The sequence below is a fragment of the Agrococcus sp. DT81.2 genome (assembly GCF_049844935.1).
Classification (GTDB): Bacteria; Actinomycetota; Actinomycetes; order Actinomycetales; family Microbacteriaceae; genus Agrococcus.
The window spans coordinates 77,414-102,567 of sequence record NZ_JBNCLZ010000007.1 but is presented as its reverse complement, the minus strand read 5'-3'; the positions used below and the strand labels follow the sequence as shown (position 1 = coordinate 102,567).

Sequence of the window (25,154 nt, the reverse complement as noted above, 5' to 3'; positions counted from 1 at the left end):
CCCGTCATGGAACGACGGCTGCGCAAGGTGAAGACGACGATGTCGATCCACGCGCACCGTCGCACGCTCGAGCTGCTCGACGGCGAGTACGCCTCGATCCACCACGGCCGCAGCCACGACTTCGACGACCTGCGCGAGTATCAGCCGGGCGACGAGGTCAAGGACATCGACTGGAAGGCGACCGCGCGCAGCCACGTGCCGCTCATCAAGCGCTACATCGCCTCCCGCCAGCACAATCTGCTGCTCGTCGTCGACTCCGGCCGCAACATGGCGGCGACCGCGGAGTCGGGGGAGACGAAGCGCGACATCGCCATCCTCGTCGCCGGAGTGCTCGGCTACCTCGCCACCCGGCACGGCGACCGGGTCGGGCTGCTGATGGGCGACGCCGAGCGGCTCGAGAGCATGCCGGAGGGCGGCGCCGAGTCGCACCTCGAGCGCATGCTGCGGCGCGTCGACGAGGCGATCTCGCTCGACGGGCCCCGCTCCGACCTCGAGGGCGTGCTCGCGCAGGCCGTGCGGCGGATGCGTCGTCGCTCGCTCATCGTCGTGGTCGCCGACGACCTCGCGTACACGCACGACCTCGACGTGCACCTCGGCCGCCTCCACACCCGCCACGAGGTGCTCTGGGTGTCGATCGGCGACGCCGACCTGATGTCGCGCCACCGCGACCACCGCGAGCTCGTCGGCGTCGACTCGGGCGTCCGACTGCCGGCCTTCCTGCGCCGCGACCGCGGGCTGCGGAAGGCGTTCGACGAGGCGACCGCGGAGCGCCGCGCGCGGCTCGAGACCGGCCTGCGCACGCTCGGCATCGCCTCCGTCCGCATCGGCGACAGCGCCGGCGCGATCGGCGGGCTGTTCCGGCTGCTCGAGAGGCACCGACGTGCGCGCCGCTGAACTCGCTCACCACCTGGCGCTGCTGCCCGCGCCCGACACCTACGGACCCTTCGGCTACGGACCGTGGTGGCTGCTCGGCACGGTCGCGCTGCTGCTCGTGCTCGGCGCCTACGCGTTCTCGTGGCTGTGGACGCGGCCGCGCGGCATCCTCGAGCCTCCGCCGCCGCCGCCCGTCCCGGTCGACGTGCGCAGCGTGAAGCAGAAGTACCTCGGCATGATCGACGAGGTCGCGCTCGAGCACGCCGACGGCAACCTCGACGCGCGCGCCCTCGCGCAGCGGCTCAGCCTCGTGCTGCGCTTCTTCGCCCACGAGTCGACCGGCGTCGTCGCCGAGGTCATGACGCTGCGCGACCTGCAGGGCGCGGACCTCCCGAGCGTGCACGGCGCGATCGAGCAGTACTACCCGTCGTCGTTCCGGCGCGCGGCGAAGCACGACCCGGATGCGGCGATCGAGGCCGCGCGGCAGGTGGTGGCGACGTGGATGTAACGCTGCTGTGGCCGTGGGTGCTGCCGATACTGGGCGGGATCGGCGTGCTGCTGGCCGTGCTCGGGCTGTGGCTGCCCCGCCGCAAGCGGGGCCGCGGCCTGCCGGTGGCGCACGTCGACCGCATGACGTCGCTCGGCGCGTTCCGCGGCGCGCTGCTGCGCTACCGGCTGTGGATCGGCGCCGCGCTGCTCGCGTCGCTCGTCGGCGTCGGCGTCGCGGGCGCGATCGCCTCCCGGCCCTCCGGCATCAGCGCCAACCAGGAGGAGGACTACAAGCGCGACATCATGCTGTGCCTCGACGTCTCGGGCTCCATGGTCGAGGTGGACGCCGAGATCCTCGGCGTCTACCAGCAGATCGCCTCCGAGCTCGGCGGCGAGCGCATCGGCATGCGGATCTTCGACGCCTCGAGCGTCATGGCGTTCCCGCTGACAAGCGACTACGAGTACATCGCCGCCCAGCTGGGCCGGTACGAGCGGGCGCTGAGCGGCACGCTCGGCCCCGAGGAGCAGTTCAACTACCTCGCTGGCACCGCGAGCGGGCTCGGCGCCTCCCTCGTCGGCGACGGCCTCGCCTCGTGCGTGCTCGACTTCGCCGACCTCGAGGCGAGCGAGCGGCCGCGGTCGATCATCCTCGCGACCGACAACGTCGTGAACGGCCAGCAGATCTTCTCGCTCCCGCAAGCAGGGCAGCTCGCCGTGGACAACGAAGTGCGCGTGTACGCGATCAACCCGTTCGACTTCGGCGGCGACATGGCGTCGCAGGAGCTGCGGGAGGTCGCCGAGGGCACCGGCGGCGCCTACTTCGCGCTCGACTTCGCGCAGACGGTGCCGCAGATCGTCGACCGCATCAACGCCATCGAGGCCGGCTACATCGAGACGCCGCCGCAGGTGCAGATCATCGACCGCCCTGGCTCGCTGCCGCTCGTCGTGCTCGTGCTCGCCACCGCCGTGTGTCTCATCGCTGCGAGGGTGCGACTGTGATCACCTTCCACCCCACGCTCCCCGTCGTTGTGCTCGTGCTCGCGGCGATCGCGCTCGCGGTGTGCGGCTGGCAGCTAGCCACCGGCCGTGGCCGCCGGCTCGCGTGGCTGCGGCGCTCGCTGCTCGTGCTGCTCGCGGTCGCGATGGCGTTCCGGCCGGCGGTGCCCGGCGGCGAGGTGCCGACCGCGACGATCCAGGCGAGGGTGTTCATCATGGTCGACACGTCGCAGTCCATCGCCGCCGAGGACTGGGGGAGCGAGCCGCGACTCGTCGGCATGCAGGAGGACGTCGTCGAGATCGCCCGCGCCTTCGCGGGCGCCGACCTCTCGGTCATCTCCTTCGACTCGGAGGCGATCCTGCGGGTCCCCCTCACCGACGACGGCTCCGCGATCATCGAGATGGTGCGCGCGCTGCGGCCCGAGATCGCCCAGCAGTCGCGCGGCACGTCCGTCACGATCGCGCACGACCTGCTCAAGGCCGAGCTCGAGCGCACCGAAGCGGCCGAGCCCGACTCGCCGGCGATCGTCTTCTACCTCGGCGACGGCGAGCACACCGCCCAGCAGCCGCCGCAGTCGTTCGACGACGTCGCTCCGCTCGTCGACCGCGGGCTCGTGCTCGGCTATGGCACGCAGCAGGGCGGCAGGATGCGGGTGTCGAGCTTCGACCCGGCCGTGCAGGAGCAGTACCTGCAGGATCCCGGCGGCGGCGACGCGATCTCGCGCATCGACGAAGCGCAGCTCGGCGCGATCGCCGACCAGCTCGGCATCACCTACCTGCACCGCGCGCCCGGCCTGCCGATCACGGATGCGCTCGGCCCGATGGCCGCCGCCGACGGCGAGGCGAACCTCGACCGCACCGAGGAGGCGCGGCTCGAGGTGGCGTGGATCTTCGGCGTGCCGATCGCGCTGCTGCTCGCCTGGGAGGGGCTCAGCCTCGCGCGTTCGCTGCGCGCGACCCGGGGCTTCCTGAGCAGGGAGGGCGCGCGATGAGCCGCGTGCTCACCGACCGGCAGCGCCGCACGCTCCGCTGGTGGCTCATGGTCGGGCTCATCCCCGTCGCGCTCGCCGTGCTCGTCGTCTCGACGAAGCTCATCAGCGTCAACGTGCTGTCGCAGTCGGCGATCGACCGCTTCGAGGGGCGTGCGTATGCGCAGGGCGCCGAGTCCGCCCGCGGGCTCGAGCTGTGGAACTGGATCGAGCCGTGGAAGGCGCCGTTCGATCTCGGCGTGAACCTGGTGATGGCCGGCTCGCTCGAGGAGGGCAGGGCGAAGCTCGAGGAGTCGCTCGTGCTGCACGGCGAGCCCACGACGGCCGGCCGGATGCACGAGCACTGCGTGATCGTCGCCTCGCTCGTCACCGCGATCGAGAAGCAGGGCGACGTCGCCAGGGAGGCCGATGACCGGCAGTCGGCGAACGACTTCTACCTCCTGGCCCTCGGGATCATCGAGGGGCTCCCGGAGGGCTGCCGCGACGAGCCGCTGCCCCGCGAGGCCGACACCGCCGAGCAGTTCCAGGCCGCCACACCGCGCATCGAGGAGAAGCTGGAGGACGCGTCGTCGCAGGAGGGCGAGGGCGAGGGCGACGGCGAGCCGCAGACGCCGGAGGACCTGCTCGAGGAGCAGAACCAGGAGGCGCAGGGCGAGCAGCAGCAGCAGGACCAGTACGACCAGGACGGCCGCGACGAGGACGGCGGCGGCCCGAGCGTCGACCGGCCCTGGTGACCGCGCGGCTGGTGCGACGGGCCCTCTGGGGCCCACTTAGACTCGCAGGGTGATCCGCCTCTCCGAGCTCTTCTTCACCACCCTTCGCGAGGACCCGGCCGAGGCCGAGGTCGCGAGCCACCGGCTGCTGCTGCGCGCGGGCTACATCCGCCGCGCCGGCGCCGGGCTCTACTCGTGGCTGCCGCTCGGCCTGCGCGTCCGCCGCAACATCGAGCGCGTCATCCGAGAGGAGATGACGGCCGCCGGCGCCCAGGAGGTGCTCTTCCCCGGCCTGCTGCCGCGCGAGCCGTACGAGCGCACCGGCCGCTGGACCGAGTACGGCGACGGCATCTTCCGCCTGCAGGACCGCAAGGGCGCCGACCACCTGCTCGCGCCCACGCACGAGGAGGTCTTCACGCTGCTCGTGCAGGACCTCGTCTCGAGCTACAAGGCGCTGCCGCTGACGATCTACCAGATCCAGGACAAGTACCGCGACGAGGCGCGGCCCCGCGCCGGCCTGCTGCGCGCCCGCGAGTTCTCGATGAAGGACGCCTACTCGTTCGACGTCGACGACGCCGGCCTCGACGCCTCCTACCAGCGGCAGAGGGACGCGTACGAGCGCATCTTCCAGCGCCTCGGCCTCGAGTACGTCATCGTCTCCGCCGACGCCGGCGCGATGGGCGGATCGAAGTCCGAGGAGTTCCTGCACCCCACACCGGTCGGCGAGGACACCATCGTGCGCTCCGCCGGCGGGTACGCCGCGAACGTCGAGGCGTTCGAGACCGTCGCCCCCGAGCGGGTGCCCGTCGAGGGCCAGCCCGACGCGGTCGTGCGCGACACCCCCGACACCCCGACGATCGAGACGCTCGTCGCCGACGCGAACGCCCGCTTCCCGCGCGAGGACGGCCGGCCCTGGACGGCCGCCGACACGCTCAAGAACGTCGTGCTGCGGCTCACGCACCTCGACGGCAGCCGTGAGCTCGTGGTCATCGGCCTGCCCGGCGACCGCGAGGTCGACCAGAAGCGCGTCGAGGTGGCCTTCCAGCCGGCCGACGTCACCGCGGCCGACGACGACGACTTCAAGGCCAACCCCGGCCTCGTGAAGGGCTACATCGGCCCGTGGTCGCCGAGCGGCGCCGTGCTCGGCGAGGAGGCCGCCACCGGCATCCGCTATCTGCTCGACAAGCGAGTGGTCGACGGCACCGCGTGGATCACCGGCGCGAACGAGCCGGGCAGGCACGTCTTCGGGCTCGTCGCCGGCCGCGACTTCGTCGGCGACGGATGGGTCGAGGCCGCCGACGTGCGCGACGGCGACCCGGCGCCCGACGGCTCCGGCCCCGTGACGCTCGAGCGCGGCATGGAGGTCGGCCACGTCTTCCAGCTGGGCCGCAAGTACGCCGAGGCGCTCGGGCTCAAGGTGCTCGACCAGAACGGCAAGCTCGTCACCGTCACGATGGGCTCCTACGGCATCGGCGTCACCCGCAACCTCGCCGCGATCGTCGAGAAGTCGCACGACGAGCGCGGCATCGTCTGGCCGCGCGAGATCGCGCCGTTCGATGTGCACGTCGTCGCCACCGGCAAGGACCCCGCGACCTTCGACGTCGCCGAGCAGGTCGTGGCCGGCATGGAGGCGCGCGGCCTCGAGGTGCTCTTCGACGACCGGCCCAAGGTCTCGCCGGGCGTGAAGTTCGGCGACGCGGAGATCATCGGCGTGCCGCAGATCGTGATCGTCGGCCGCGACGCGACCGCCGGTCTCGTCGAGGTCTGGGATCGGGCGACGGGGGAGCGGCAGCAGGTCGCGCTCGACGCGCTCGAGGGCGCGCTCGGCCGCTAGCGCGCCCTGTCCGCGTCGGGGGCCGGGACCGCCGACCACTGGCCGGTGACCGATTCGACGTCCTCCCAGACCTCGACGCCGCGCACCTCGGGCAGCATGTCGCGCGTGAAGACCGGGTCCTTGCCCGCCCTCCGCTGCTCGTCGTAGTTGCGGAGCAGCTTGAACGCGACGCCCGAGAGCAGACCGATGGCGACGAGGTTGACGATCGCCATGACGCCCATGAGCAGGTCGGCGGTGTTCCAGATGGTGGCCGTGGCGACGACGGAGCCGCCGAGCACCGCGACGACGGCGAGCACGCGGTAGACCGTGAGGGCGACCCGGCTCTCGGTGATGAACTCGATGTTCGACTCGCCGTAGTAGTAGTTGCCGATGATCGACGAGAAGGCGAGCAGGAAGACGATGAGCGACAGCGCGATCCCCGCCCATGCGCCCAGCTCTCCGGTCACGGCGTCGAAGGTGAGTCCGATGCCGCCCTCCGCACCCGTGAGGTCGGGCGTCGAGACGAGGATGATGAACGCGGTGATCGAGCACACCAGGAAGGTGTCGAAGTAGACGCCGAGCGTCTGCACGAGTCCCTGCTTCGCGGGATGCGTGACGGCCGCGGAGGCGCCGGCGTTCGGGGCCGAGCCGAGCCCGGCCTCGTTCGAGAACATGCCGCGCTTGACGCCCTGCATGATGATCGTGCCGATCGCGCCGCCCGCGAGCTGCTGGAAGCCGAACGCGCCTGCGTAGATCTCGCCGATCACGCGGGGCACCTCGGTGATGTTCATGCCGACGATGATCAGGCCGAGCACGAGGTAGAGCAGCGCCATGGCGGGCACGAGCGACTCGGTCACCTTCGCGATGCGACGGACGCCGCCGAAGACGATGAGGCCGGTGAGGACGGCCACGACCAGGCCGATCGCCCACGGCAGCCACGCCGCGTCGGAGCCCACGGTCGACGTCACCGTGGCGACGATCGTGTTCGCCTGCAGCGACGAGAACGCGAACGGGAAGCAGACGATGAGGATGACGGCGAAGAGGATGCCCATCCAGCGCGCGCCGAGCCCCCGCTGCATGTAGTACGCCGGCCCGCCGCGGAAGCCGTCGGCGTCGCGGTGCTTGTACAGCTGCGCGAGGGACGACTCGATGAACGACGAGGCGCCGCCGATGAAGGCCATCGTCCACATCCAGAAGATGGCGCCAGGGCCGCCGATCGCGATCGCCGTGGCGACGCCGGCGATGTTCCCGACGCCCACGCGGCTCGCGGCCGAGATCGTGAACGCCTGGAACGACGACACCGACTGCGCGCTGCCGTCGCGCGCCTTCGGGGTCTTGTCGGTGAGCACCCGGAACATCGCGGGCAGCAGCCGCAGCTGCACCACGCCGGTGCGGACGGTGAAGTAGATGCCCAGCAGCGCGAGCACCGGCAGGACGACCCACGTCCACCAGAAGTCGCCGGTCGTCAGCACCATGTCGTCGAAGCTCATCGCCACAGCCTAATTCCCGGCGACCGCGGCGCGCGGTAGAATGATCGGTCGGCATCCCGTGCCGGCAGAAGACGAACAAGGAGCCCACAAGTGAAGATCGATCTGAGCGTGCTGAAGACCGTCGAGCGCGAGCGGGAGATCTCCTCGGACGCCCTGATCCACATCATCGAGCAGGCGATCCTCCAGGCCCACGTCCGCTCAGGCGAGAAGCCCGACCCCAGCGCGCCGCAGCCGCGCGTCGAGGTGAACCGCTCGACCGGCGAGGTCACGCTGTACGAGCCCGAGCTCGACGAGGACGGCAACCGCATCGGCGAGTCGATCGCGACCACCGACGACTTCAGCCGCATCGCCGCATCCGCTGCCAAGCAGGTCATCTTCCAGGCCCTGCGCGAGAAGAGCGACGAGACGGTGCTCGGCGCCTACAAGGACCGCGAGGGCGACATCATCGCCGGCATCGTGCAGCAGGGCACGAACCCGCGCATGGTGCACGTCAAGCTCGGCGACGACATGGAGGCGCTGCTGCCGCCCGAGGAGCAGGTGCCCGGCGCCGAGTACAAGCACGGCCAGCGGATGCGCGTCTACATCACGAAGGTCGAGCGCGGCCAGCGCGGGCCGCAGGTGACGGTGAGCCGCACGCACCCGTCGCTCGTGCGCAGGCTGTTCGCGCTCGAGGTGCCCGAGATCGCCTCGGGCGCCGTCGAGATCGTCGCGATCGCCCGCGAGGCCGGCCACCGCACGAAGATCGCCGTGCGCGCGACGCAGCCCGGCATCAACGCGAAGGGCGCGTGCATCGGCGAGCTCGGCGCCCGCGTGCGCGCCGTGCAGGCGGAGCTGGGCGAGGAGAAGGTCGACATCGTCGACTACTCGGAAGACCTGCCGTCGTTCGTGGCGAGCGCGCTGAGCCCCGCCCGCGTGTCGGATGCGTTCATGCTCGACGAGAAGACACGGGCCGTGCGCGCGCTCGTGCCCGACTTCCAGCTGTCGCTCGCGATCGGCAGGGAGGGGCAGAACGCCCGCCTCGCCGCGAAGCTCACGGGCGCGAAGATCGACATCCAGCCCGATTCGGTGATGGATGAGTGAGCGGGTCGTGCGCTAGACTCGTGACCATCCGTACGTGTCTTGGCTGTCGCGCGCGCACTGAACCCGCACAACTCGTGCGGATCGTGGGCGCAGGCGGAGCGGCGGTCGTCGATCTCGATCGCCGGCTTCCCGGCCGTGGCGCGTGGGTGCATCCGACGCAGCAGTGCGCGGAACGCGCGCTCCGCGCGATCCCACGGGCGCTGCGCGACAAGCACCTGGATACCTCGCCCATCGCACGATGGGCACAGGACGGGCTCGACCCGAGCCCCGACCGAAGGAATGAACGGCACATGGACAACTGATGAGCAGCTCGAAATGAGACCCGTCAGCTTATAGTCCGCCCTGTCCTGGGCGGACCAGGACAGGAGAGAAGTGGCAAACCCACGCGTGCATGAGATCGCCGCCGAGCTCGGCGTCGAGAGCAAGGTCGCAATGGCCAAGCTCAAGGAGATGGGCGAGTTCGTCAAGGGACCCGCCTCGGCGATCGCACCCCCGGTCGCCCGCAAGCTCAAGGCCGCGCTCGCGGCCGAGGGCGGCGCCAGCGCGCCCGCGGCTGCGGCCGCGAAGGCGCCGGCGAAGACCCAGGCCAAGCCCGGCGGAGCGACCCCCAAGGCCGCCGCCCCCGCGCCGGCCCCGGCAGCCCCGACCCTGGCTCCGGCCCCCAAGGCGGCACCGAGCCCGGCGCCCGCGCCGAAGGCCGAGCCCGCACCCGCTGCAGAGGCTCCCGCTCCCGCGACGCCCGCGGCGGGAGCTCCCGCTGCGCCCGCGCAGGGTGACGACGGCGGCGCGACCGGCAGCGCGATCCCGCGCCCGATGGGTCGCCCCGGCGCCCCTCGCCCGGGCAACAACCCGTTCGCGTCCGCCCAGGGCATGGGCCGACCGCGCCCCGGCAACAACCCGTTCACGAGCAAGGCGGGCCCCGGCGGCCCCCGCCCCGTGGCTCCCCGCCCGGGCGCTCCGCGTCCCGGCGCTCCGCGTCCTGGCGCTCCTCGCCCCGGTGCTCCGCGCCCCGGTGGCGCTGGTCGTCCCGGTCCCGGCGGTCGTCCCGGCGGCGGCGGCTTCCAGCGCGCCGGTGCGGGCGCTCCCGGCCCCGGCGCTCCCGGCCGTGGCGGTCCCGCGTTCGCGGGTCGTCCCGGCGGCGGCGGCCGTGGCCGCGGCGGCACTGCCGGCGCGTTCGGCAAGGGCGGCGCCAAGGGCAAGTCCCGCAAGTCCAAGCGGACGAAGCGGCTCGAGTTCGAGATGCGCGAGGCGCCGTCGATCGGTGGCGTCAAGGTCCGTCGCGGCGACGGCACGACCGTCGTGCGCATGCGCCGCGGCGCATCCATCGCCGACTTCGCCGAGAAGATCGACGCGAGCCCCGGCGACCTCGTGACCGTGCTGTTCCACCTCGGTGAGATGGCGACGGCGACGGAGTCGCTCGACGAGGCCACCTTCGAGCTGCTGGGCGCCGAGCTGGGATACCGCATCCAGATCGTCAGCCCCGAGGACGAGGACAAGGAGCTCCTGGAGGGCTTCGACATCGACCTCGAGCAGGAGCTCGAGGACGAGACCGACGAGGACCTCGTCTACCGCTCGCCCGTCGTCACCGTCATGGGTCACGTCGACCACGGCAAGACGCGCCTGCTCGACGCGATCCGCGGTGCGAACGTCATCGAGGGCGAGGCCGGCGGCATCACGCAGCACATCGGCGCCTACCAGGTCTGGCAGGAGCACGAGGGCGAGGACCGCGCGATCACCTTCATCGACACCCCGGGCCACGAGGCGTTCACCGCCATGCGTGCCCGCGGTGCGCAGGTGACCGACATCGCGATCCTCGTGGTCGCGGCGGACGACGGCATCATGCCGCAGACGATCGAGGCGCTGAACCACGCGCAGGCGGCGAACGTGCCGATCGTCGTGGCCGTGAACAAGGTCGACAAGGAGGGCGCGAACCCCGCCAAGGTGCGCCAGCAGCTCACCGAGTACGGCCTCGTCACCGAGGAGTACGGCGGCGACACGATGTTCGTCGACGTCTCCGCGCTCGCGCGCACCGGTATCGAGGAGCTCCTCGAGGCAGTGCTGCTCACCGCGGACGCCGGTCTCGACCTGCGTGCCAACCCCAACAAGGAGGCTCGCGGCGTCGCGATCGAGGCGAGGCTCGACAAGGGCCGCGGCTCGGTGGCGACCGTGCTCATCCAGTCGGGAACGCTCCGCGTCGGAGACGCGATCGTCGCGGGCACGGCCTACGGCCGCGTCCGTGCGATGGTCGACGACCGCGGCGAGCTGGTCCAGGAGGCCGGCCCGTCGATGCCCGTGCAGGTGCAGGGTCTCTCGAGCGTCCCGCGCGCCGGTGACAGCTTCATCGTCACCGAGGAGGACCGCACCGCGCGCCAGATCGCTGAGAAGCGCGAGGCCGTGGAGCGCAACGCGCAGCTGGCGAAGGCCCGCAAGCGCCTGTCGCTCGAGGACTTCAAGCTGGCGCTCGAGCAGGGCAAGGTCGAGACGCTCAACCTCATCATCAAGGGCGACGTGTCGGGTGCCGTGGAGGCGCTCGAGGAGTCGCTCATGAAGATCGAGATCGACGACTCCGTCGACCTGCGGATCATCCACCGCGGCGTCGGCGGCGTGACCGAGTCGGACGTGAACCTGGCGACCGTCGACTCGGCCGTCATCATCGGCTTCAACGTGCGCCCCGACCCGAAGGCTCGAGAGCGCGCCGCCCGCGAGGGTGTCGACATCCGCTTCTACAACGTGATCTACGCGGCCATCGAGGACGTGGAGAACTCGCTGAAGGGCATGCTCAAGCCGGAGTTCGAGGAGAAGCAGTCGGGCGTCGCGGAGATCCGCGAGGTCTTCCGCTCGTCCAAGTTCGGCAACATCGCCGGCTGCATCGTGCGCTCGGGGACGATCACCCGCAACGCCAAGGCGCGGATCATCCGCGACGGCGTCGTGCTGGCCGATGGCCTCGCCATCGAGTCGCTGCGTCGCTTCAAGGACGACGTCACCGAGGTCCGCACGGACTTCGAGTGCGGCATCGGCCTCGGCAAGTTCAACGATCTGCAGATCGGCGACGAGATCGAGACCACCGAGATGGTGGAGAAGCCGCGCGTCTGACGCGCAATCGGGAGTGGGGCGGCTGCGGTCGCCCCACTCCTGTCTCTAGGACCGGAGGAATCACATGGCAGAGAACCCCAGGGCGAGGAAGATCGCCGACCGCATCCACGAGATCACCGTGCGCGCGCTGGAGCACGAGGTCCGCGACCCGCGGCTCGGCTTCGTCACCATCACCGCGGTGCGCATGACCGGCGACCTCCAGCACGCCTCGATCTTCTACACGGTGTACGGCACCGACGAGGAGCGCGAGGAGACGGCCAAGGCGCTCGCGAGCGCGAAGGGCGTCGTGCGCCGCGAGATCGGCAAGGGGCTCACGCTGCGGCTGACGCCGTCGATCGAGTTCATCCTCGACGCGCTGCCCGAGAGCGCCGCGTCGATCGAGCACCTGCTCGACGAGGCGCGCGTGCGCGACGCCGAGGCGCAGCGCGCCGCGGCCGCCGCCCAGTACGCCGGCGACGCCGACCCGTACAAGAAGCCCCGCGAGGCCGACGAGGACTAGCGCGAGTCGGCGCGTGCGGCGGTCACTCGAGCCGCCGCACGTGCCGCAGCTCGCGCAGCCCCGTCGCGCCGCCCGCGGCACCGATCTTCTCGGCGCCGTCGGCATGCCAGCCGTGGCGCTCGTAGAAGCGCGCCGCCCGCTCGTTGCCGTGCAGCACCCAGAGGTACGCCTCGCGCCAGCCCTCGTCTCGCAGCGCAAGCTCCGCGCGCTCGATGAGCGAGTGGCCGAGGCCGAGCCCCCAGCACGAGGGCAGCACGTAGAGGCCCGCGAGCTCGCCGCGATCGGTGTCCCCGCGGTCGCGTCCCTCGCCGAACGTGGCCCAGCCCACGATGTCGCCGGCCAGCTCGGCGACGAGCATCGAGTGCGCGACACCGCCATCGCCGTAGCTCGGTCGCCCGGCGAGCGAGCGGTCGATCCATCGCGTCCACATCTCGGCGCGACGCTCGACCCGCTGCGCATCGAGCACCGACTGGTCGATCAGGCCGCGATACGCCTCGCGCCACGTCTCCACGTGCACCACGGCGACGCCCGTGGCGTCCTCCGCCGTCGCGCTGCGGATGCGCGCCGGCACGCTCACGCCTCGGCGAAGCGGAGCCGCCGCGCCGCCAGGTCCGCTTCCGTGAGCCGCACCCGGATGCGCGTGCCCGGCTCCGCCGCCGTCTCGCACGCCGCCTCCGTGGGCGGGTCGATCAGCTGGATCGTGGCGCCCTCCTTGCGCACCTCGACCACGACGGCGTCGAACTCGTCGCCGATCCGGTGGCGCAGCACCGCGATCTCGACCGCGTCGATCGACTCGCGCTCGAGCCGCGACGCAACCTGTCCCGACTGCTGCATGATCTCGGGCAGCCCAGCGAGCCCATCCGCGGCCCATGCGGGGATCTCGCGACCGTTCGCGATGGCCTCGCAGTGCGCAAGCACGAATCGGTCGACGAGCCGCCGCAGCGGTGCGGTGGTGTGCGCGTACGGCGCCCCGATCGCCGCCTGCTCGAGCTCGGAGCCGACCGACTCGTCGTCGAGCACCGTGTACGAGGCGCCGCGGAACAGCCGCCGAGCGGCCTGGAGGATCGCGAGCGTCGTCGGCTTCGAGCGGTCGAGGCGACGAAGGAACGCGCCGTAGTGCTCGCCCTCGGCCCACTCCTCGCCGATCGCCCGCACCTCGGTGCGGAAGCGCTCGACGTCGCCCTGCGGCGGCACCGGCATCGTCCGCAGGATGCCGCGCTTCGCGCGCAGCTGCAGGTTCGCGGCCTCCATGCCGGTCAGGAGCGAGAGCTGCGCGTTCCAGCGCTCGACGGGCAGCAGCTCGCGGCGCTCGATGCGATAGTCATCGCCCTCGCGCACGACCTGCTCCTCCGGCATGTCGAGGCTCGCACCCTCGCGCGCCTCCTCTAGCGCGATGCGCAGCTCGCCGATCACCCGCAGCAGCCCCAGCATGGCGTCGCCCGCCTCGACGCGCCGCTGGGCCTCGACGTAGGTCAGCTGCGCGCGCGAGCGCACTCGCGCGCGCTCGAGCGTCGTCCCGGTGACGACCCCTGCCGCATCCAGGCGCATCGTCCACACGTAGGCCCCGCGCTCCTGCCCTTCGAGCAGGCTCGCGGCGCCCTCGCTCACGACCGGAGGGTGCAGCGGCACGCGGCCGTCGGGCGCGTACATCGTCTGCCCGCGTCGCCGCGCCTCGGTGTCGATCGCACCGCCCGGAGCGACGAACGCGGGCACGTCGGCGATCGCGTAGCGCACGACGAAGCCGTCGCCGTCCCGCTCGAGGTGGAGCGCCTGATCGAGATCGGTCGACCCCTCCGGGTCGATCGTGACGAACGCGACGCCGGTCTGATCGGCCTCCGGCAGCTGCGGGTCGGCGGCGAAGGCGGCCGCCTCGGCCTCGGCCTCGGGCGGGAACTCGGCGGTGAGCCCGAGCTCGTCGCGGATCGCCGCGAGGGCGGCGGCGAGCTCGTCGCTCGCATCGGTCAGGCGCGCATGTCGTGCCGGCATGCGAGCCAACCTAGTCGGGCAGCCTGACCGAGCCGTCGGCTCGCACGACGAGGCCGTCGGCCGCGAGCGAGGCGAGGGCGCGACCCAGCTGCGCGGCGTCGGGCCAGAGCGGTGCGAGCTCCACCTCCGTCAGCGGCACGTCGACGGCGCGCAGCGCCCGCAGCACCGTGCCGCGCACCTGCCGGTCGCTGCCGGCGAACGTGCCCTGCCGCGGCGCCCGCCTGCCCTCGAACGGCGGGTACCCAAACGCGCGCCACGCGCATGCATCCGCGATCGGACAGGTCTCGCACCGGGGCGCCCGCGCGGTGCAGACGAGCGCGCCGAGCTCCATGAGCGCGATGGAGACGACGGATGCGTCGGCGGGGGAGTCCGGCAGCAGCGCCTCGACGTCGGCGAGGTCCCGCTTGGCAGCCGGTCCGGCCTCGCCCTGCCCCCGCTCGGCCCGCGCGACGACGCGGCGCACGTTCGTGTCGACGACGGGGTGCCGGTCGCCGAAGTGGAAGACCGCGACGGCGCGCGCCGTGTAGTCGCCGATGCCGGGGAGCGCGAGCAGCGCCGCCACGTCGCGCGGCACCTCGCCGCCGTGCCGCTCGACGATCGCGCGCGCGGCATCCTGCAGGCGCAGCGCCCGCCGCGGATAGCCGAGCGTGCCCCACTGCCGCAGCACCTCGTGGGTGGGCGCGTCGGCGAGGTCGGCGGGCGTCGGCCAGCGCTCGAGCCAGCGGTCGATCTCGACCGCGACCCGCGACGCCTGCGTCTGCTGCAGCATGATCTCGCTCACGAGCGTGCCCCAGGCGTCGAACTCCGGCCGCCGCCACGGCAGGTCCCGCGCGCTGAAGCGGTACCAGTCGGTGAGCGCGTCCAGGGAGGCAGCACCGAGCATGCCGCCAGCCTAGATGCCGCCGCCTTCGCGCCCTAGCGTGGGTGAGGTGACCCAGCATCCGCAGCAGGAGTGGCCAGCGCCGAGCCGGACCACGGTCGACCACGCCGCGGCGGCGACCGCCGCCCCCGGCCGGAGCCTCGCCCCCGACCTCGCTCGCGGCCTCATGCTGCTGCTCATCGCCGTGGCCAACGTGCCCTGGTGGCTGTACCGCGGCGAGCACGGGCTGACGAACGCGCATCAGCTCGGCCATGAGGGGGCCGATCTCGGCTACCAGCTCTTCTCCCTCGTGGTGATCGATGGCCGCGCGTATCCGCTGTTCGCCTTCCTGTTCGGGTACGGCATCTGGCAGCTGTACAGCCGGCAGTCGGCGGCGGGCACGCCGATGGTCGAGGCGAAGCGACTGCTGCAACGACGCCACTGGTGGATGCTCGCATTCGGCGCCGTGCACGCGCTGCTGCTCTGGTTCGGCGACATCGTCGGTGCGTACGGCCTCACCGGTCTGCTCGTCACATGGCTGCTGCTGCAGCGGAGCGACCGCACGCTCAAGGTGGTCGCGTGGGTGCTGGCGGGGCTGGTGCTGCTGTTCGGGCTGCTCTCGATCGTCAGCGGCCTCGTGCTGAGCGTCGGGGTCGCCGGCGATGCGGTGCAGCTCGGCGGGCCAGAGCTCCCGACGCCCGCCGGAGAGGCGAACTACCTGCTGTTCATGCTCGGGAGCGTCGGCACCTGGGCGATCGGGACGGTCGGGCAGGTGCTCATGCTCACCGTGTCGCTCTCCGTGACGCTCGGCATCCTGGCGGCGCGTCGGGGCCTGCTCGACCGCCCGAGGCCGCATCGCGCGATGCTCATCCGGATCGCGGTGGTCGGCGTCGCGATCGGCTGGGCGGGTGGCGCGCTCGCTGCGGCGCAGTTCGCTGGGCTGGTCTTCGCGCCGTCCCTCGCGTGGGCGACGATGGGCGTCTCCAGCCTCGCGGGCGTCGCGGGCGGGGTCGGCTACGCGGCGCTGTTCGGCCTCATCGCCGCGGCGATCGGCGACCGCCGCGGTCCGATCGCGCGCGCTATCTCCGCGGTCGGCAAGCGCTCGCTCTCGAGCTACCTCGCCCAGTCCGTGCTGTTCGCGCCGGTGCTCGCCGCGTGGGGCTTCGGCCTCGGCGCGGTGCTCACGCCGCTCGGCGCCGCCGCGTACGCCGTCGGCGTCTGGCTCGTCACCGTCGTGGTCGCCGCGCTGCTCGATCGCGCAGGCAAGCGCGGCCCCGCCGAGGCGCTGCTGCGCCGACTCGCCTACGGGAAGCGGCCGGTCGCGGCACCGACGCCCGTGCAGTGAGCGCCGCGCCGCGACCGCCTAGGCTGACGCCATGGTCGACTCCGCGCTGCTGATGAAGGCTGCCTCGTGGACGCCCGAGCAGAAGGCGCTGTACACGAGCCTCGCCGAGCAGCTCGTGCGGCGCAATCCTCGTGGCCGCAGGCTCGTCGCGATCGAGGGCCGCGACGGCGTCGGCAAGACGCGGTTCGCGGATGCGCTGCAGGTCGCGCTCGCGCGCGCCGGCGTCGAGTCGTTCCGGGCGAGCGCCGACGACTTCCACCGCGCGAGGGCGTTCCGCTACCGCCAGGGCCGCGACTCGCCCAAGGGGTACTACGAGGACGCGTTCGACGTCGAGCTGCTCGACCGCGTGCTGCTGCACCCGTTCCGCATGGGCGGCTCGACCGGCTTCATGACCCGCGCCTTCGACCTGCACGCCGACCGCTCGGTCGCGATGGAGTGGCAGACGGCGGGACCGGATGCGGTGCTCATCGTCGACGGCGTCTTCCTGCAGCGACCCGCGCTGGCCGGCAAGTGGCACGCCGTGCTCTACCTCGAGGCCGACGACCGGGTGCGGGGCGAGCGGCTGCGGGCGCGCGACGGCGCGCATCCCGACGTGCAGCACGAGTCGCACCGCCGCTACCGCGAGGCGCACGACTTCTACGAGCGCACGGTGCGTCCGCGTCAGCGGGCGCTGGTCGTCGTCGACAACAGCGACTGGCGCTGGCCGAAGCAGGTCTTCGCCGATTCGTGCTGACCCCGTCATGAGCGAGCGGTTCGAAGTAGGCGACCACGTGAGCTGGAACTCCGAGGCCGGTCGGGTCTCGGGCACGATCACGAAGGTCCACACGCGCGACTTCGACTACAAGGGGCACCCGCGCCGTGCCTCCGAGGATGAGCCGCAGTACGAGATCCTCAGCGACAAGACGGATCACGTCGCGGCGCACAAGGGCTCTGCGCTTCGCAAGCTCGAGCGCTAGGGGTGCTAGCCGAGCCGTCGCACCGCCGACGCCGGCAGGAACCGCCCCGTCCGCTCGACCTCGTGCACGAGCTCGACGAGCGACGCGTTCACCGGCGCCTCCCTGCCGATCCTCCGCGCTGCCTCGACGACGGCGCCGTTGATGTGGTCGACCTCGGTCGGCTGCCGGCGACGGATCGACTGCTGCGTCGACCCGAGGTTCGGCACGTCACCGAGCCGGTCCTTGATGCGCAGCGGCACCTGCTGCGCGATGCGTCGCGGCGCGAACGCCACGACCCGCACGAGCAGCGGCGTGAGCCCCTGCAGGGGCTGGAACCGCACGCCGGAGGCCAGGCCGATGCGCGCCGTCTCGCGCATCGACGCGAGCATCACGCGCCGCAGCCCCGGGTCGCGGATCACGTCCTGCACCGAGTGGCCGACGATCGCCGGCAGCGCGTTGACCATGTTGATGAGCAGCTTCGTCCACTGCGCGCCCTCGATCGAGGGCGTCTCGCTCGTCGGGAGGGCCTCGCCGAGCAGCGCCGCGAACCGTGCGCCCTCGGCGCCGCCGACGATCGTGTCTCCGGTGGCCGTCACGGTGATGACGCCCGGCTCCATCGAGTTCGCCGCCATGAGCGCGATGCCGCCGGCGACGCGGGAGTGGCCGAGCAGGTCGGCCGCGACCCGCTCCCCGCCGAGGCCGTTCTGCACGACGAGCAGCGGCACGCCGTCGAGGTGCGCGCGGTTGGCCTCGAGCGCCGCGACCGCGCCGGTCGCCTTCGTCGCGAGGATCGCGACGTCCGGCGTCGCCTCGAGCGCCTCGAGCGCGGTCACGCCCGCGGTGTGCGTGCCGAAGCCGCCCTTGAGGCGCAGCCCGTCCTCCCGCATGGCCGCGAGGTGCTCGCCGCGCGCGGTGACGGTCACGTCGTGCCCCACCGCATCCAACCGCGCCGCGATCGTGCCGCCGATCGCGCCCGCACCGATCACGGCGATGCGCTGCCTCGGCGGCGCGTCCGGCGCTGGCTCGGTCGTCATGATCAGCAGGCTATCCGCCGGCCGGTTGAGGGATGTCGGCGGCGGGGCCTAGCGTTCGGACAGGCGACTCGACGAGGAGGATCCATGATCGAAGCGGCCGTGCCCCGACTGTCGGCGAAGCGGTTCCACGCCCATCCGGGGGTGGAGGACTGGCGCGTGCTCTTCTGGGGCGCCTACGCCCACTACGCGAGCGACTCGCTCGCGCACGCCGTGCGGATCGTCGACGCAGCAGCCGCCGTCGCGGCCGAGGTCGGGCACGAGCCCGACTTCGACGTGCGACCGCACGGCATCACGATCCGCACGTTCAGCAAGCGCAACGGCGCACTGACCGCGATCGATGCCGAGCTGGCGGCCGGCATCCAGGCAGCCGCGCGCGCGGAGGGCGGGCGTCCCGATCCGTCGACGCTCATGGTCACCGGCATCGCCGTGGCGCAGGACCGCGGCGCGGACGTGCGCCCCTTCTGGGCGGCGGTGCTGGGCTACGAGCCGATCGACGACGCAGACGCGATCGATCCGCAGCGCCGCAACCCGCATGTGTGGCTGCACGAGCTCGACCCGCCGAAGCCACGGCGCGGCCGCACCCACATCGACGTGTCGCTGCCCGCCGACCACGCCAGGGCGCGCGTCGAGGCCGCGCTCGCGGCGGGCGGCAGGCTCGTGTCGTCGAACGACGAGGGATGGACCATCGCTTCGCCCGAGAACCACGGCATCGACATCGCCATCTGGCCCGACTCGGAGGACTTCGGCGATGACCCCGACGAGGAGCGCGAGGCCTGGTCCGACGAGCCGGACTAGGCTCGTCGGGTGTCAGCCGCCGCATCCGCCCCCGACGGGATCCTGCTCGTCGACAAGCCCCAGGGCATCACGAGCCACACCGCGGTGAGCCGCGCGCGGCGCGCGCTCGGCACGCGCAAGGTCGGCCACGCCGGCACCCTCGACCCGATGGCGACCGGTCTGCTGATCCTCGGCGTCGGCCCCTCGACGCGGCTGCTCACGCACATGGTCGGCCTCGACAAGACCTACACGGCCACGATCGTGCTCGGCGCGGCCACGACGACCGACGATGCCGAGGGCGAGGTCACCGGCACGGCGGATGCGTCGCACCTGACCTCCGCCGACCTCGCGGCGCCGATGGCGGCACTGACCGGCGACATCGAGCAGGTCCCGTCCTCGGTGAGCGCGATCAAGGTCGACGGTGAGCGCGCCTACGCGCGCGTGAGGGCGGGGGAGCAGGTCGAGCTGCAGGCGCGCCCCGTGACGGTCGCCCGCTTCGAGGCGGTCGCGTTCCGGATCGGCGCCCTCGCCGAGGTCGACGTGATCGTCGACTGCTCGAGCGGCACGTACATCCGGGCCCTCGCGCGCGACCTCGGCGCCGCGCTCGGCGTCGGCGGTCATCTCTCGGCGCTGCGCCGCACCCGCATCGGACCCTTCGCGGTCGACGGTGCACCGGGAGCGGATGCCCTGCCCGAGACCGGCGCGGACGCCCTGCTGCTGCCGCCCGCGGCCGCCGCCGCGCGCATCCTGCCCGTCGCGCGGCTCGACGACGAGCGCGCCGCCGACCTCGCGAGCGGCCGCCGCACCGTCGCGCTCGAGGACGAGTCGGGCATCGTCGCCGCCGTGCACGGTGACCGGCTCGTCGGCATCGCGCGCGTCTCGGGGCGCAGGCTGCTGCCCGTCACGAACTTCCCGACCGCGCCGAGCTCGACCGCGCCCGGCCCGACGAGCGGCACCGCATGATCAGCTGGCTCATGCTCGCGCAGGCGAGCGCGCTCGGCGTGATCGGCGCAGCCGTCGCGGTCGCCGGGCTCGCCCGCAAGCGGTTCAACGACTGGGTGTTCGCGGCGGCGGCGATCACGATGCTGTCGCTCGTCGTGCAGACCGTCGCGTCGGTCATCGCGCCGCTGCTGGGCGCCGGTCCGACCGGCGATCTGCTCGAGTACTGGACCTACCTCATCACGGCGCTCATGATCCCGCCGGCCGCGGTCCTCTGGGCGCTGGTCGACAAGAAGGGCGAGTGGGCGACGCTCGTCGTCGGCGTCGGCATCCTCGCGGTCGCGGTGATGGTCTACCGGATGCACCAGATCTGGTTCGTGCAGCTGGCGTGACGCGGGCTGCCCCGCGGGCGGGGATTACAATCGATCCGATGAGCGAGCGCAAGCATGCCGGGATCGGCCGAGTCCTCGTCGCGGTGTACGCGGTGCTGGCGATGGCGGCGACCGGCCGCTCGTTCGTCCAGATCGTGCAGCGCTTCGACGAGGCACCGCTCGCGTACGCGCTGAGCGCCGTCGCCGCCGTCGTCTACATCCTGGCGACCGTCGCGCTCGCCATGCGAGGGGATGCTTGGCGCCGCGTCGCGCTCGCGGCCGTCTGCTTCGAGCTCGTCGGCGTGCTCGTCGTCGGCGGCCTCTCGCTCGCCGCGCCCGAGCTGTTCGCGCACGACACGGTGTGGAGCCGCTTCGGGATGGGCTACCTCTTCATCCCCGCCGTGCTGCCGTTCCTCGGCCTGTGGTGGCTGCGCGCGAGCCGCGAGCGGGTCGCGGCATGAGCGGCGCCGGCGAGCAGGGCACCGCGGCCGCCATGGCGTGGATCGACGAGCTCGAGTCCATCCCCTCCGCCATCACGATCGGCAAGTTCGACGGCGTGCACATCGGCCACCAGCGCATCCTCCAGCAGCTGCGAGCCCTCGCCGAGCCAGACGGGCTCTCGACCACCGTCGTCACCTTCGACCGCAACCCGCTCGAGGTCGTGCGGCCGGACCGCGCTCCGCTGCCGCTCGTCTCGCTCCCGCACAAGGTCGAGCTGCTGCGGGCCGCCGGCGCCGACCGCGTCGTCGTCATCCCCTTCACGGCGGCGACCGCCGCGCAGCCGGCGCAGGAGTTCGCCGAGCGGGTGCTGTTCGACGGCCTGGGAGGCCGCGTGCTGCTCGTGGGCGACGACTTCCGCTTCGGCCACCGGGGCGCCGGTGACGCCGCCATGCTGCGCGAGCTCGCCGAGCCGAGGGGCGCCCGCGTCGAGTCGATCGACGACATCTGCTTCGCCGACGGCCGTCGCGTGTCGAGCACCTGGATCCGCGAGGCGCTCGCGCTCGGCCGCATCGACGAGGCCAACGGCATGCTCGGCCGCCGCCACCTGCTGCGGGGCGACGTCGTGCGCGGCTTCCAGCGCGGGCGCGCGCTCGGCTTCCCGACCGCCAACCTCGGCGCGCCGGTCGAGGGGTTCATCCCCGCCGACGGGGTCTACGCGGCGCTTGCCCACGTCGACGCCGGCACCTTCGCCGCCGCCGTCTCCATCGGCGACAACCCGACCTTCGACGGCGTCGCCGCCAAGACCGTCGAGGCGTACCTGCTCGACGTCGACCTCGACCTCTACGACCGGCCGATCGCGCTCGAGCTCGTGGAGTTCGTGCGGCCCATGCACCGCTTCGAGAGCCTCGACGAGCTCGTCGCGCAGATGGCTCGCGACGTCGAGCACACGCGCGAGATCATCACCGCGGCGAGCACCTGAGCCTGACGGACGCGTCGCCGGTGCGGCCGGTAGACTGCCGTGCACCCGCAAGCCGCAGCACACCCAGCAGCGGCACACTCAGCGGAGTCCCGCACCGCGGCGGACCACCAGAAGGATCAGCGTGACCACACCCAGCGCAGCGCTCGCTCCGGCAGAGCGCGCCGTCCAGCTGCTCGGCAGCGACCTCTCCGAGGTGGCGCTCCGGCAGCACCTCGAGGGTCTGCCGACCGTCGACGCCGTCGGGCTCGAGGCCCGCGCGGCGGGGCTCGGCACCCGCTCGATCAAGACGACCTCCAAGCAGGTGGCGCTCGACCTCGTCATCCGCATGATCGACCTCACGACCCTCCAGGGCGCCGACACCCGCGGCAAGGTGCACTCGCTCGTCGCGAAGGCGCTCGTGCCCGACGCATCCGACCCCTCCACGCCCCGGCCCGCGGCCGTCTGCGTGTACGGCGACATGGTCGGCAACGCGAGGGAGGCCCTCGGCTCCGCCTGGAGCGCGGGCAGGGACGACGGCATCAACATCGCCGCGGTCGCGACCGCGTTCCCGGCGGGCCGCGCGAGCCTGCCGGTGAAGCTGCAGGACACCCGCGACGCGGTCGCCGCGGGCGCCGACGAGATCGACATGGTGATCGACCGGGGCGCGTTCCTCGAGGGCAACTACGGCAAGGTCTTCGACGAGATCGTGCTGACGAAGGAGGCGTGCCGCCGCGACGACGGCAGCTACGCGCACCTCAAGGTCATCCTCGAGACCGGCGAGCTCGTCACGTACGACAACGTGCGCCGCGCGTCGTGGCTCTCGATCCTCGCGGGCGGCGACTTCATCAAGACCTCCACCGGCAAGGTGCAGCCCGCCGCGACCCTGCCCGTGACGCTGCTCATGCTGCAGGTCGTGCGCGACTGGGAGCGGCTCACGGGGGAGCGCATCGGCGTGAAGCCCGCCGGCGGCATCTCGACCGCGAAGGACGCCATCAAGTACCTCGTCACCGTCGCCGAGACGTGCGGTGAGACGTGGCTCGACCCGCACCTGTTCCGCTTCGGCGCATCCAGCCTGCTCAACGACGTGCTGCAGCAGCGCCAGAAGCTCACCACCGGCCGCTACTCCGGCCCCGACTACGTCACGATCGACTGAGGCTCCCCATGGCATTCCTCGACTACGCGCCGGCTCCCGAGTCGACCTCCATCCTCAACCTGCGGGACGAGTACCGCCTCTGGATCGGCGGCGAGTGGGTCACGGGCGGCGGCACCGCCTTCGCCTCGATCTCGCCGTCGACCGAGCAGCAGATCGCCATGTTCGCGACGGCTGACGAGGGCGACGTGGATGCGGCGGTCGCGGCCGCGCGTGCCGCGTTCCGCACCGTCTGGGGCCCGATGTCCGGCCGCGACCGCGGCAAGTACCTGTTCCGCATCGCCCGCATCCTGCAGGAGCGGGCGCGCGAGCTCGCGGTCGCCGAGTCGCTCGACAACGGCAAGCCCATCAAGGAGACGCGCGACGCCGACGTGCCGCTCGTCGCCCAGTGGTTCTTCCACTGCGCCGGGTGGGCCGACAAGCTCGACTACGTCGGCCTCGGTGCCGCGCCCCAGCCGCACGGCGTGGCCGCGCAGATCATCCCGTGGAACTTCCCGCTGCTCATGCTCGCGTGGAAGGTCGCCCCGGCGCTCGCCGCCGGCAACACGGTCGTGCTGAAGCCCGCCGAGACGACCCCGCTGACCGCGATGCTCTTCGCCGAGATCTGCGAGCAGGCCGGCCTGCCGGCCGGCGTCGTGAACCTGCTGACGGGCGCTGGCGACACGGGCGCGGCGCTCGTGCGCCACCCCGACGTCGACAAGGTCGCGTTCACAGGCTCCACCGCGGTCGGCCGCGAGATCGCCAAGGCGATCGCGGGCACCGACAAGAAGCTCACCCTCGAGCTCGGGGGCAAGGGCGCGAACATCGTCTTCGACGACGCGCCGCTCGACCAGGCCATCGAGGGCATCGTCAACGGCATCTTCTTCAACCAGGGCCAGGTGTGCTGCGCCGGCAGCCGGTTGCTCGTGCAGGAGAACGTGCACGACGCGGTGCTCGAGCGGCTCAAGGAGCGCATGGCGACGCTGCGGCTCGGCGACCCGCTCGACAAGAACACCGACGTCGGCGCGATCAACTCGTCCGAGCAGCTCGAGCGCATCACGCGGCTCGTCGACCAGGGCGAGGCCGAGGGCGGCGAGCGCTGGGCGCCCGCGTGCGAGCTGCCCGCGCAGGGCTACTGGTTCCCTCCGACCGTCGTCACCGGCGTCGAGGCGTCGTCGACGATCGCCCGCGAGGAGATCTTCGGACCCGTCCTGTCGGTGCTGACGTTCCGCACGCCCGACGAGGCGATCGCGAAGGCGAACAACACGCCCTACGGCCTCTCGGCCGGCATCTGGAGCGACAAGGGCGCCCGGGTGCTCGCCGTCGCCGACAAGTTGCGCGCCGGCGTCGTCTGGACGAACACGTTCAACAAGTTCGACCCCACGAGCCCGTTCGGCGGCTACAAGGAGTCGGGCTACGGCCGCGAGGGCGGCGTGCAGGGCATGCAGGCATACCTGAAGGCAGGCAAGTGATGGCCACTGGAGTGAAGACGACCACGCGCCTCGACGTGCCGAAGACCTACAAGCTCTTCATCGGCGGCGCCTTCCCGCGCAGCGAGTCCGGCCGCGTCACCGAGGTGCGCAGCCCCGAGGGCGCGTTCGTCGCGAACGTCGCGAAGGCGTCGAGGAAGGATGCGCGCGACGCCGTCCGCGCCGCCCGCAAGGCGCAGCCCGGCTGGGCCGGCGCGACGGCCTACAACCGCGGCCAGGTGCTGTACCGCGTCGCCGAGGTGCTCGAGGGCCGCAAGGCGCAGTTCGTCGACGAGCTCGTGCGCACCGGGGGCCTCTCGGCCGCTCGCGCGCAGCAGCAGGTCGAGGACGCCATCGACCTGTGGGTGTGGCACGCGGGCTGGACCGACAAGATCGCCCAGATCGGCGGCAGCGCGAACCCGGTCGCCGGCCCCTACTTCAACCTCTCGGTGCCGGAGCCGACGGGCGTCGTCGCGATCATCGCGCCGCAGTCGAGCGCGCTGCTCGGCCTGACCTCGGTCATCGCGCCCGCGCTCGTCACCGGCAACGCCGTCGTGGTCGTGCCCGCCGCATCCGCCCCGCTCTCGGCCATCTCGCTCGGCGAGGTGCTCGCGACGAGCGACCTGCCGGGCGGCGTCGTCAACGTGCTCACCGGAGACCCGGCCGAGCTCGCGCCGTGGCTCGCAGGCCACGCCGACGTCAACGCGCTCGACCTCACCGGGGCCGGCGGGCTCGATTGGGTCGCGCTCGAGGTGATCGCGGCCGACACGCTCAAGCGCGTCATCCGCCCGGAGCCGGGCCTCGCGCCCGAGACGCCGCATCGCATCCTCGCGCTCACCGAGACGAAGACGGTCTGGCACACGAAGTCGCGCCTGTAGG

General features: G+C 72.4%; 26 protein-coding genes. 21 read left to right on the top strand and 5 right to left on the bottom strand.

Annotated elements, in window-relative coordinates; genetic code table 11:
- Positions 1–6: 6 nt before the first annotated feature.
- Genes ACLQ21_RS13640 through ACLQ21_RS13615 form a run of 6 tightly spaced genes read left to right on the top strand, consistent with a single transcriptional unit; the run spans position 7 to position 5,894 of the window.
- Positions 7–894, top strand: coding sequence for a DUF58 domain-containing protein (locus ACLQ21_RS13640; RefSeq protein WP_425664505.1), 888 nt, complete (start codon positions 7–9; stop codon positions 892–894).
- Positions 881–1,381, top strand: a complete 501-nt coding sequence (locus ACLQ21_RS13635) for a hypothetical protein (RefSeq protein ID WP_425664504.1) — start codon at positions 881–883, stop codon at positions 1,379–1,381. The genes ACLQ21_RS13640 and ACLQ21_RS13635 overlap by 14 nt, the downstream gene beginning before the upstream one ends.
- Positions 1,372–2,361 carry a vWA domain-containing protein gene (locus tag ACLQ21_RS13630; RefSeq protein WP_425664503.1) on the top strand — a complete coding sequence of 330 codons (990 nt, stop codon included), beginning with the start codon at positions 1,372–1,374 and terminating at the stop codon, positions 2,359–2,361. The genes ACLQ21_RS13635 and ACLQ21_RS13630 overlap by 10 nt, the downstream gene beginning before the upstream one ends.
- The gene (locus ACLQ21_RS13625; protein WP_425664502.1) at positions 2,358–3,350 is read left to right on the top strand and encodes a VWA domain-containing protein; all 993 of its coding nucleotides are present in this window, start codon (positions 2,358–2,360) and stop codon (positions 3,348–3,350) included. Before ACLQ21_RS13630 ends, ACLQ21_RS13625 begins: the two co-directional genes overlap by 4 nt.
- Positions 3,347–4,081 carry a hypothetical protein gene (locus tag ACLQ21_RS13620; protein ID WP_425664501.1) on the top strand — a complete coding sequence of 245 codons (735 nt, stop codon included), beginning with the start codon at positions 3,347–3,349 and terminating at the stop codon, positions 4,079–4,081. The genes ACLQ21_RS13625 and ACLQ21_RS13620 overlap by 4 nt, the downstream gene beginning before the upstream one ends.
- A 49-nt stretch (positions 4,082–4,130) precedes the next feature.
- Complete coding sequence (locus tag ACLQ21_RS13615) at positions 4,131–5,894, top strand: proline--tRNA ligase (protein WP_425664500.1); 1,764 nt, start codon at positions 4,131–4,133, stop codon at positions 5,892–5,894.
- Here ACLQ21_RS13615 and ACLQ21_RS13610 read toward each other — a convergent pair.
- On the bottom strand, positions 5,891–7,363 hold the full coding sequence (locus tag ACLQ21_RS13610; RefSeq protein ID WP_425664499.1) for an alanine/glycine:cation symporter family protein: 1,473 nt from the start codon (positions 7,361–7,363) through the stop codon (positions 5,891–5,893). The genes ACLQ21_RS13615 and ACLQ21_RS13610 overlap by 4 nt on opposite strands.
- A 90-nt stretch (positions 7,364–7,453) precedes the next feature.
- On the opposite strand from ACLQ21_RS13610, the gene nusA reads away from it, so the two are divergent.
- The 4 genes from nusA (at position 7,454) to rbfA (ending at position 12,035) form a co-directional block, all read left to right on the top strand.
- Positions 7,454–8,443 (top strand): transcription termination factor NusA, encoded by a 990-nt coding sequence (gene nusA / locus ACLQ21_RS13605; protein ID WP_425664498.1) that lies wholly within the window; start codon positions 7,454–7,456, stop codon positions 8,441–8,443.
- Complete coding sequence (locus ACLQ21_RS13600) at positions 8,440–8,745, top strand: YlxR family protein (protein WP_425664497.1); 306 nt, start codon at positions 8,440–8,442, stop codon at positions 8,743–8,745. The genes nusA and ACLQ21_RS13600 overlap by 4 nt, the downstream gene beginning before the upstream one ends.
- Before the next feature lie 70 nt (positions 8,746–8,815).
- The gene (gene infB / locus ACLQ21_RS13595) at positions 8,816–11,536 is read left to right on the top strand and encodes a translation initiation factor IF-2 (RefSeq protein ID WP_425664496.1); all 2,721 of its coding nucleotides are present in this window, start codon (positions 8,816–8,818) and stop codon (positions 11,534–11,536) included.
- A gap of 64 nt (positions 11,537–11,600) precedes the next feature.
- A complete protein-coding gene (gene rbfA / locus ACLQ21_RS13590) occupies positions 11,601–12,035 on the top strand; it encodes a 30S ribosome-binding factor RbfA (protein ID WP_425664495.1) in 435 nt (144 codons plus the stop codon).
- A 22-nt stretch (positions 12,036–12,057) separates the two neighbouring features.
- Here rbfA and ACLQ21_RS13585 read toward each other — a convergent pair whose 3' ends face one another.
- From ACLQ21_RS13585 to ACLQ21_RS13575, 3 genes are read right to left on the bottom strand one after another with little or no spacing between them, the layout of a single operon-like run.
- Positions 12,058–12,606 (bottom strand): GNAT family N-acetyltransferase, encoded by a 549-nt coding sequence (locus ACLQ21_RS13585; protein WP_425664494.1) that lies wholly within the window; start codon positions 12,604–12,606, stop codon positions 12,058–12,060.
- A 2-nt stretch (positions 12,607–12,608) separates the two neighbouring features.
- Positions 12,609–14,021, bottom strand: a complete 1,413-nt coding sequence (locus ACLQ21_RS13580; protein ID WP_425664493.1) for an RNB domain-containing ribonuclease — start codon at positions 14,019–14,021, stop codon at positions 12,609–12,611.
- Between the two features lie 10 nt (positions 14,022–14,031).
- A complete protein-coding gene (locus tag ACLQ21_RS13575) occupies positions 14,032–14,904 on the bottom strand; it encodes an A/G-specific adenine glycosylase (protein WP_425664492.1) in 873 nt (290 codons plus the stop codon).
- 46 nt (positions 14,905–14,950) lie between these two features.
- On the opposite strand from ACLQ21_RS13575, the gene ACLQ21_RS13570 reads away from it, so the two are divergent.
- From ACLQ21_RS13570 to ACLQ21_RS13560, 3 genes are read left to right on the top strand one after another with little or no spacing between them, the layout of a single operon-like run.
- Positions 14,951–16,225, top strand: a complete 1,275-nt coding sequence (locus ACLQ21_RS13570) for a DUF418 domain-containing protein (protein WP_425664491.1) — start codon at positions 14,951–14,953, stop codon at positions 16,223–16,225.
- A 31-nt stretch (positions 16,226–16,256) separates the two neighbouring features.
- Positions 16,257–16,958 carry a uridine kinase gene (locus ACLQ21_RS13565; RefSeq protein ID WP_425664490.1) on the top strand — a complete coding sequence of 234 codons (702 nt, stop codon included), beginning with the start codon at positions 16,257–16,259 and terminating at the stop codon, positions 16,956–16,958.
- Between the two features lie 7 nt (positions 16,959–16,965).
- Complete coding sequence (locus ACLQ21_RS13560) at positions 16,966–17,181, top strand: DUF2945 domain-containing protein (protein ID WP_425664489.1); 216 nt, start codon at positions 16,966–16,968, stop codon at positions 17,179–17,181.
- Positions 17,182–17,186: 5 nt separating this feature from the next.
- Here ACLQ21_RS13560 and ACLQ21_RS13555 read toward each other — a convergent pair whose 3' ends face one another.
- Positions 17,187–18,194, bottom strand: coding sequence for a ketopantoate reductase family protein (locus ACLQ21_RS13555; protein WP_425664488.1), 1,008 nt, complete (start codon positions 18,192–18,194; stop codon positions 17,187–17,189).
- Positions 18,195–18,278: 84 nt separating this feature from the next.
- Between ACLQ21_RS13555 and ACLQ21_RS13550 the strand changes: the two genes are divergently transcribed.
- From ACLQ21_RS13550 to ACLQ21_RS13515, 8 genes are all read left to right on the top strand, one after another.
- A complete protein-coding gene (locus ACLQ21_RS13550; RefSeq protein ID WP_425664487.1) occupies positions 18,279–18,989 on the top strand; it encodes a VOC family protein in 711 nt (236 codons plus the stop codon).
- A 9-nt stretch (positions 18,990–18,998) separates the two neighbouring features.
- On the top strand, positions 18,999–19,931 hold the full coding sequence (gene truB, locus ACLQ21_RS13545; RefSeq protein WP_425664486.1) for a tRNA pseudouridine(55) synthase TruB: 933 nt from the start codon (positions 18,999–19,001) through the stop codon (positions 19,929–19,931).
- Entirely contained in the window at positions 19,928–20,299 is a 372-nt protein-coding gene (locus ACLQ21_RS13540; protein ID WP_425664485.1) for a hypothetical protein, read from the top strand. Before truB ends, ACLQ21_RS13540 begins: the two co-directional genes overlap by 4 nt.
- Positions 20,300–20,337: 38 nt before the next feature.
- Positions 20,338–20,739: a hypothetical protein gene (locus tag ACLQ21_RS13535; RefSeq protein WP_425664484.1), complete on the top strand. Its 402-nt coding sequence runs from the start codon at positions 20,338–20,340 to the stop codon at positions 20,737–20,739.
- Positions 20,736–21,698 carry a bifunctional riboflavin kinase/FAD synthetase gene (locus tag ACLQ21_RS13530; RefSeq protein WP_425664483.1) on the top strand — a complete coding sequence of 321 codons (963 nt, stop codon included), beginning with the start codon at positions 20,736–20,738 and terminating at the stop codon, positions 21,696–21,698. The genes ACLQ21_RS13535 and ACLQ21_RS13530 overlap by 4 nt, the downstream gene beginning before the upstream one ends.
- A 121-nt stretch (positions 21,699–21,819) precedes the next feature.
- The gene (deoC, locus tag ACLQ21_RS13525) at positions 21,820–22,830 is read left to right on the top strand and encodes a deoxyribose-phosphate aldolase (protein WP_425664482.1); all 1,011 of its coding nucleotides are present in this window, start codon (positions 21,820–21,822) and stop codon (positions 22,828–22,830) included.
- An 8-nt stretch (positions 22,831–22,838) separates the two neighbouring features.
- Positions 22,839–24,278 (top strand): aldehyde dehydrogenase family protein, encoded by a 1,440-nt coding sequence (locus tag ACLQ21_RS13520; protein WP_425664481.1) that lies wholly within the window; start codon positions 22,839–22,841, stop codon positions 24,276–24,278.
- Positions 24,278–25,153, top strand: a complete 876-nt coding sequence (locus ACLQ21_RS13515) for an aldehyde dehydrogenase family protein (protein ID WP_425664480.1) — start codon at positions 24,278–24,280, stop codon at positions 25,151–25,153. The genes ACLQ21_RS13520 and ACLQ21_RS13515 overlap by 1 nt, the downstream gene beginning before the upstream one ends.
- The last annotated feature ends 1 nt before the right edge of the window (position 25,154 follow it).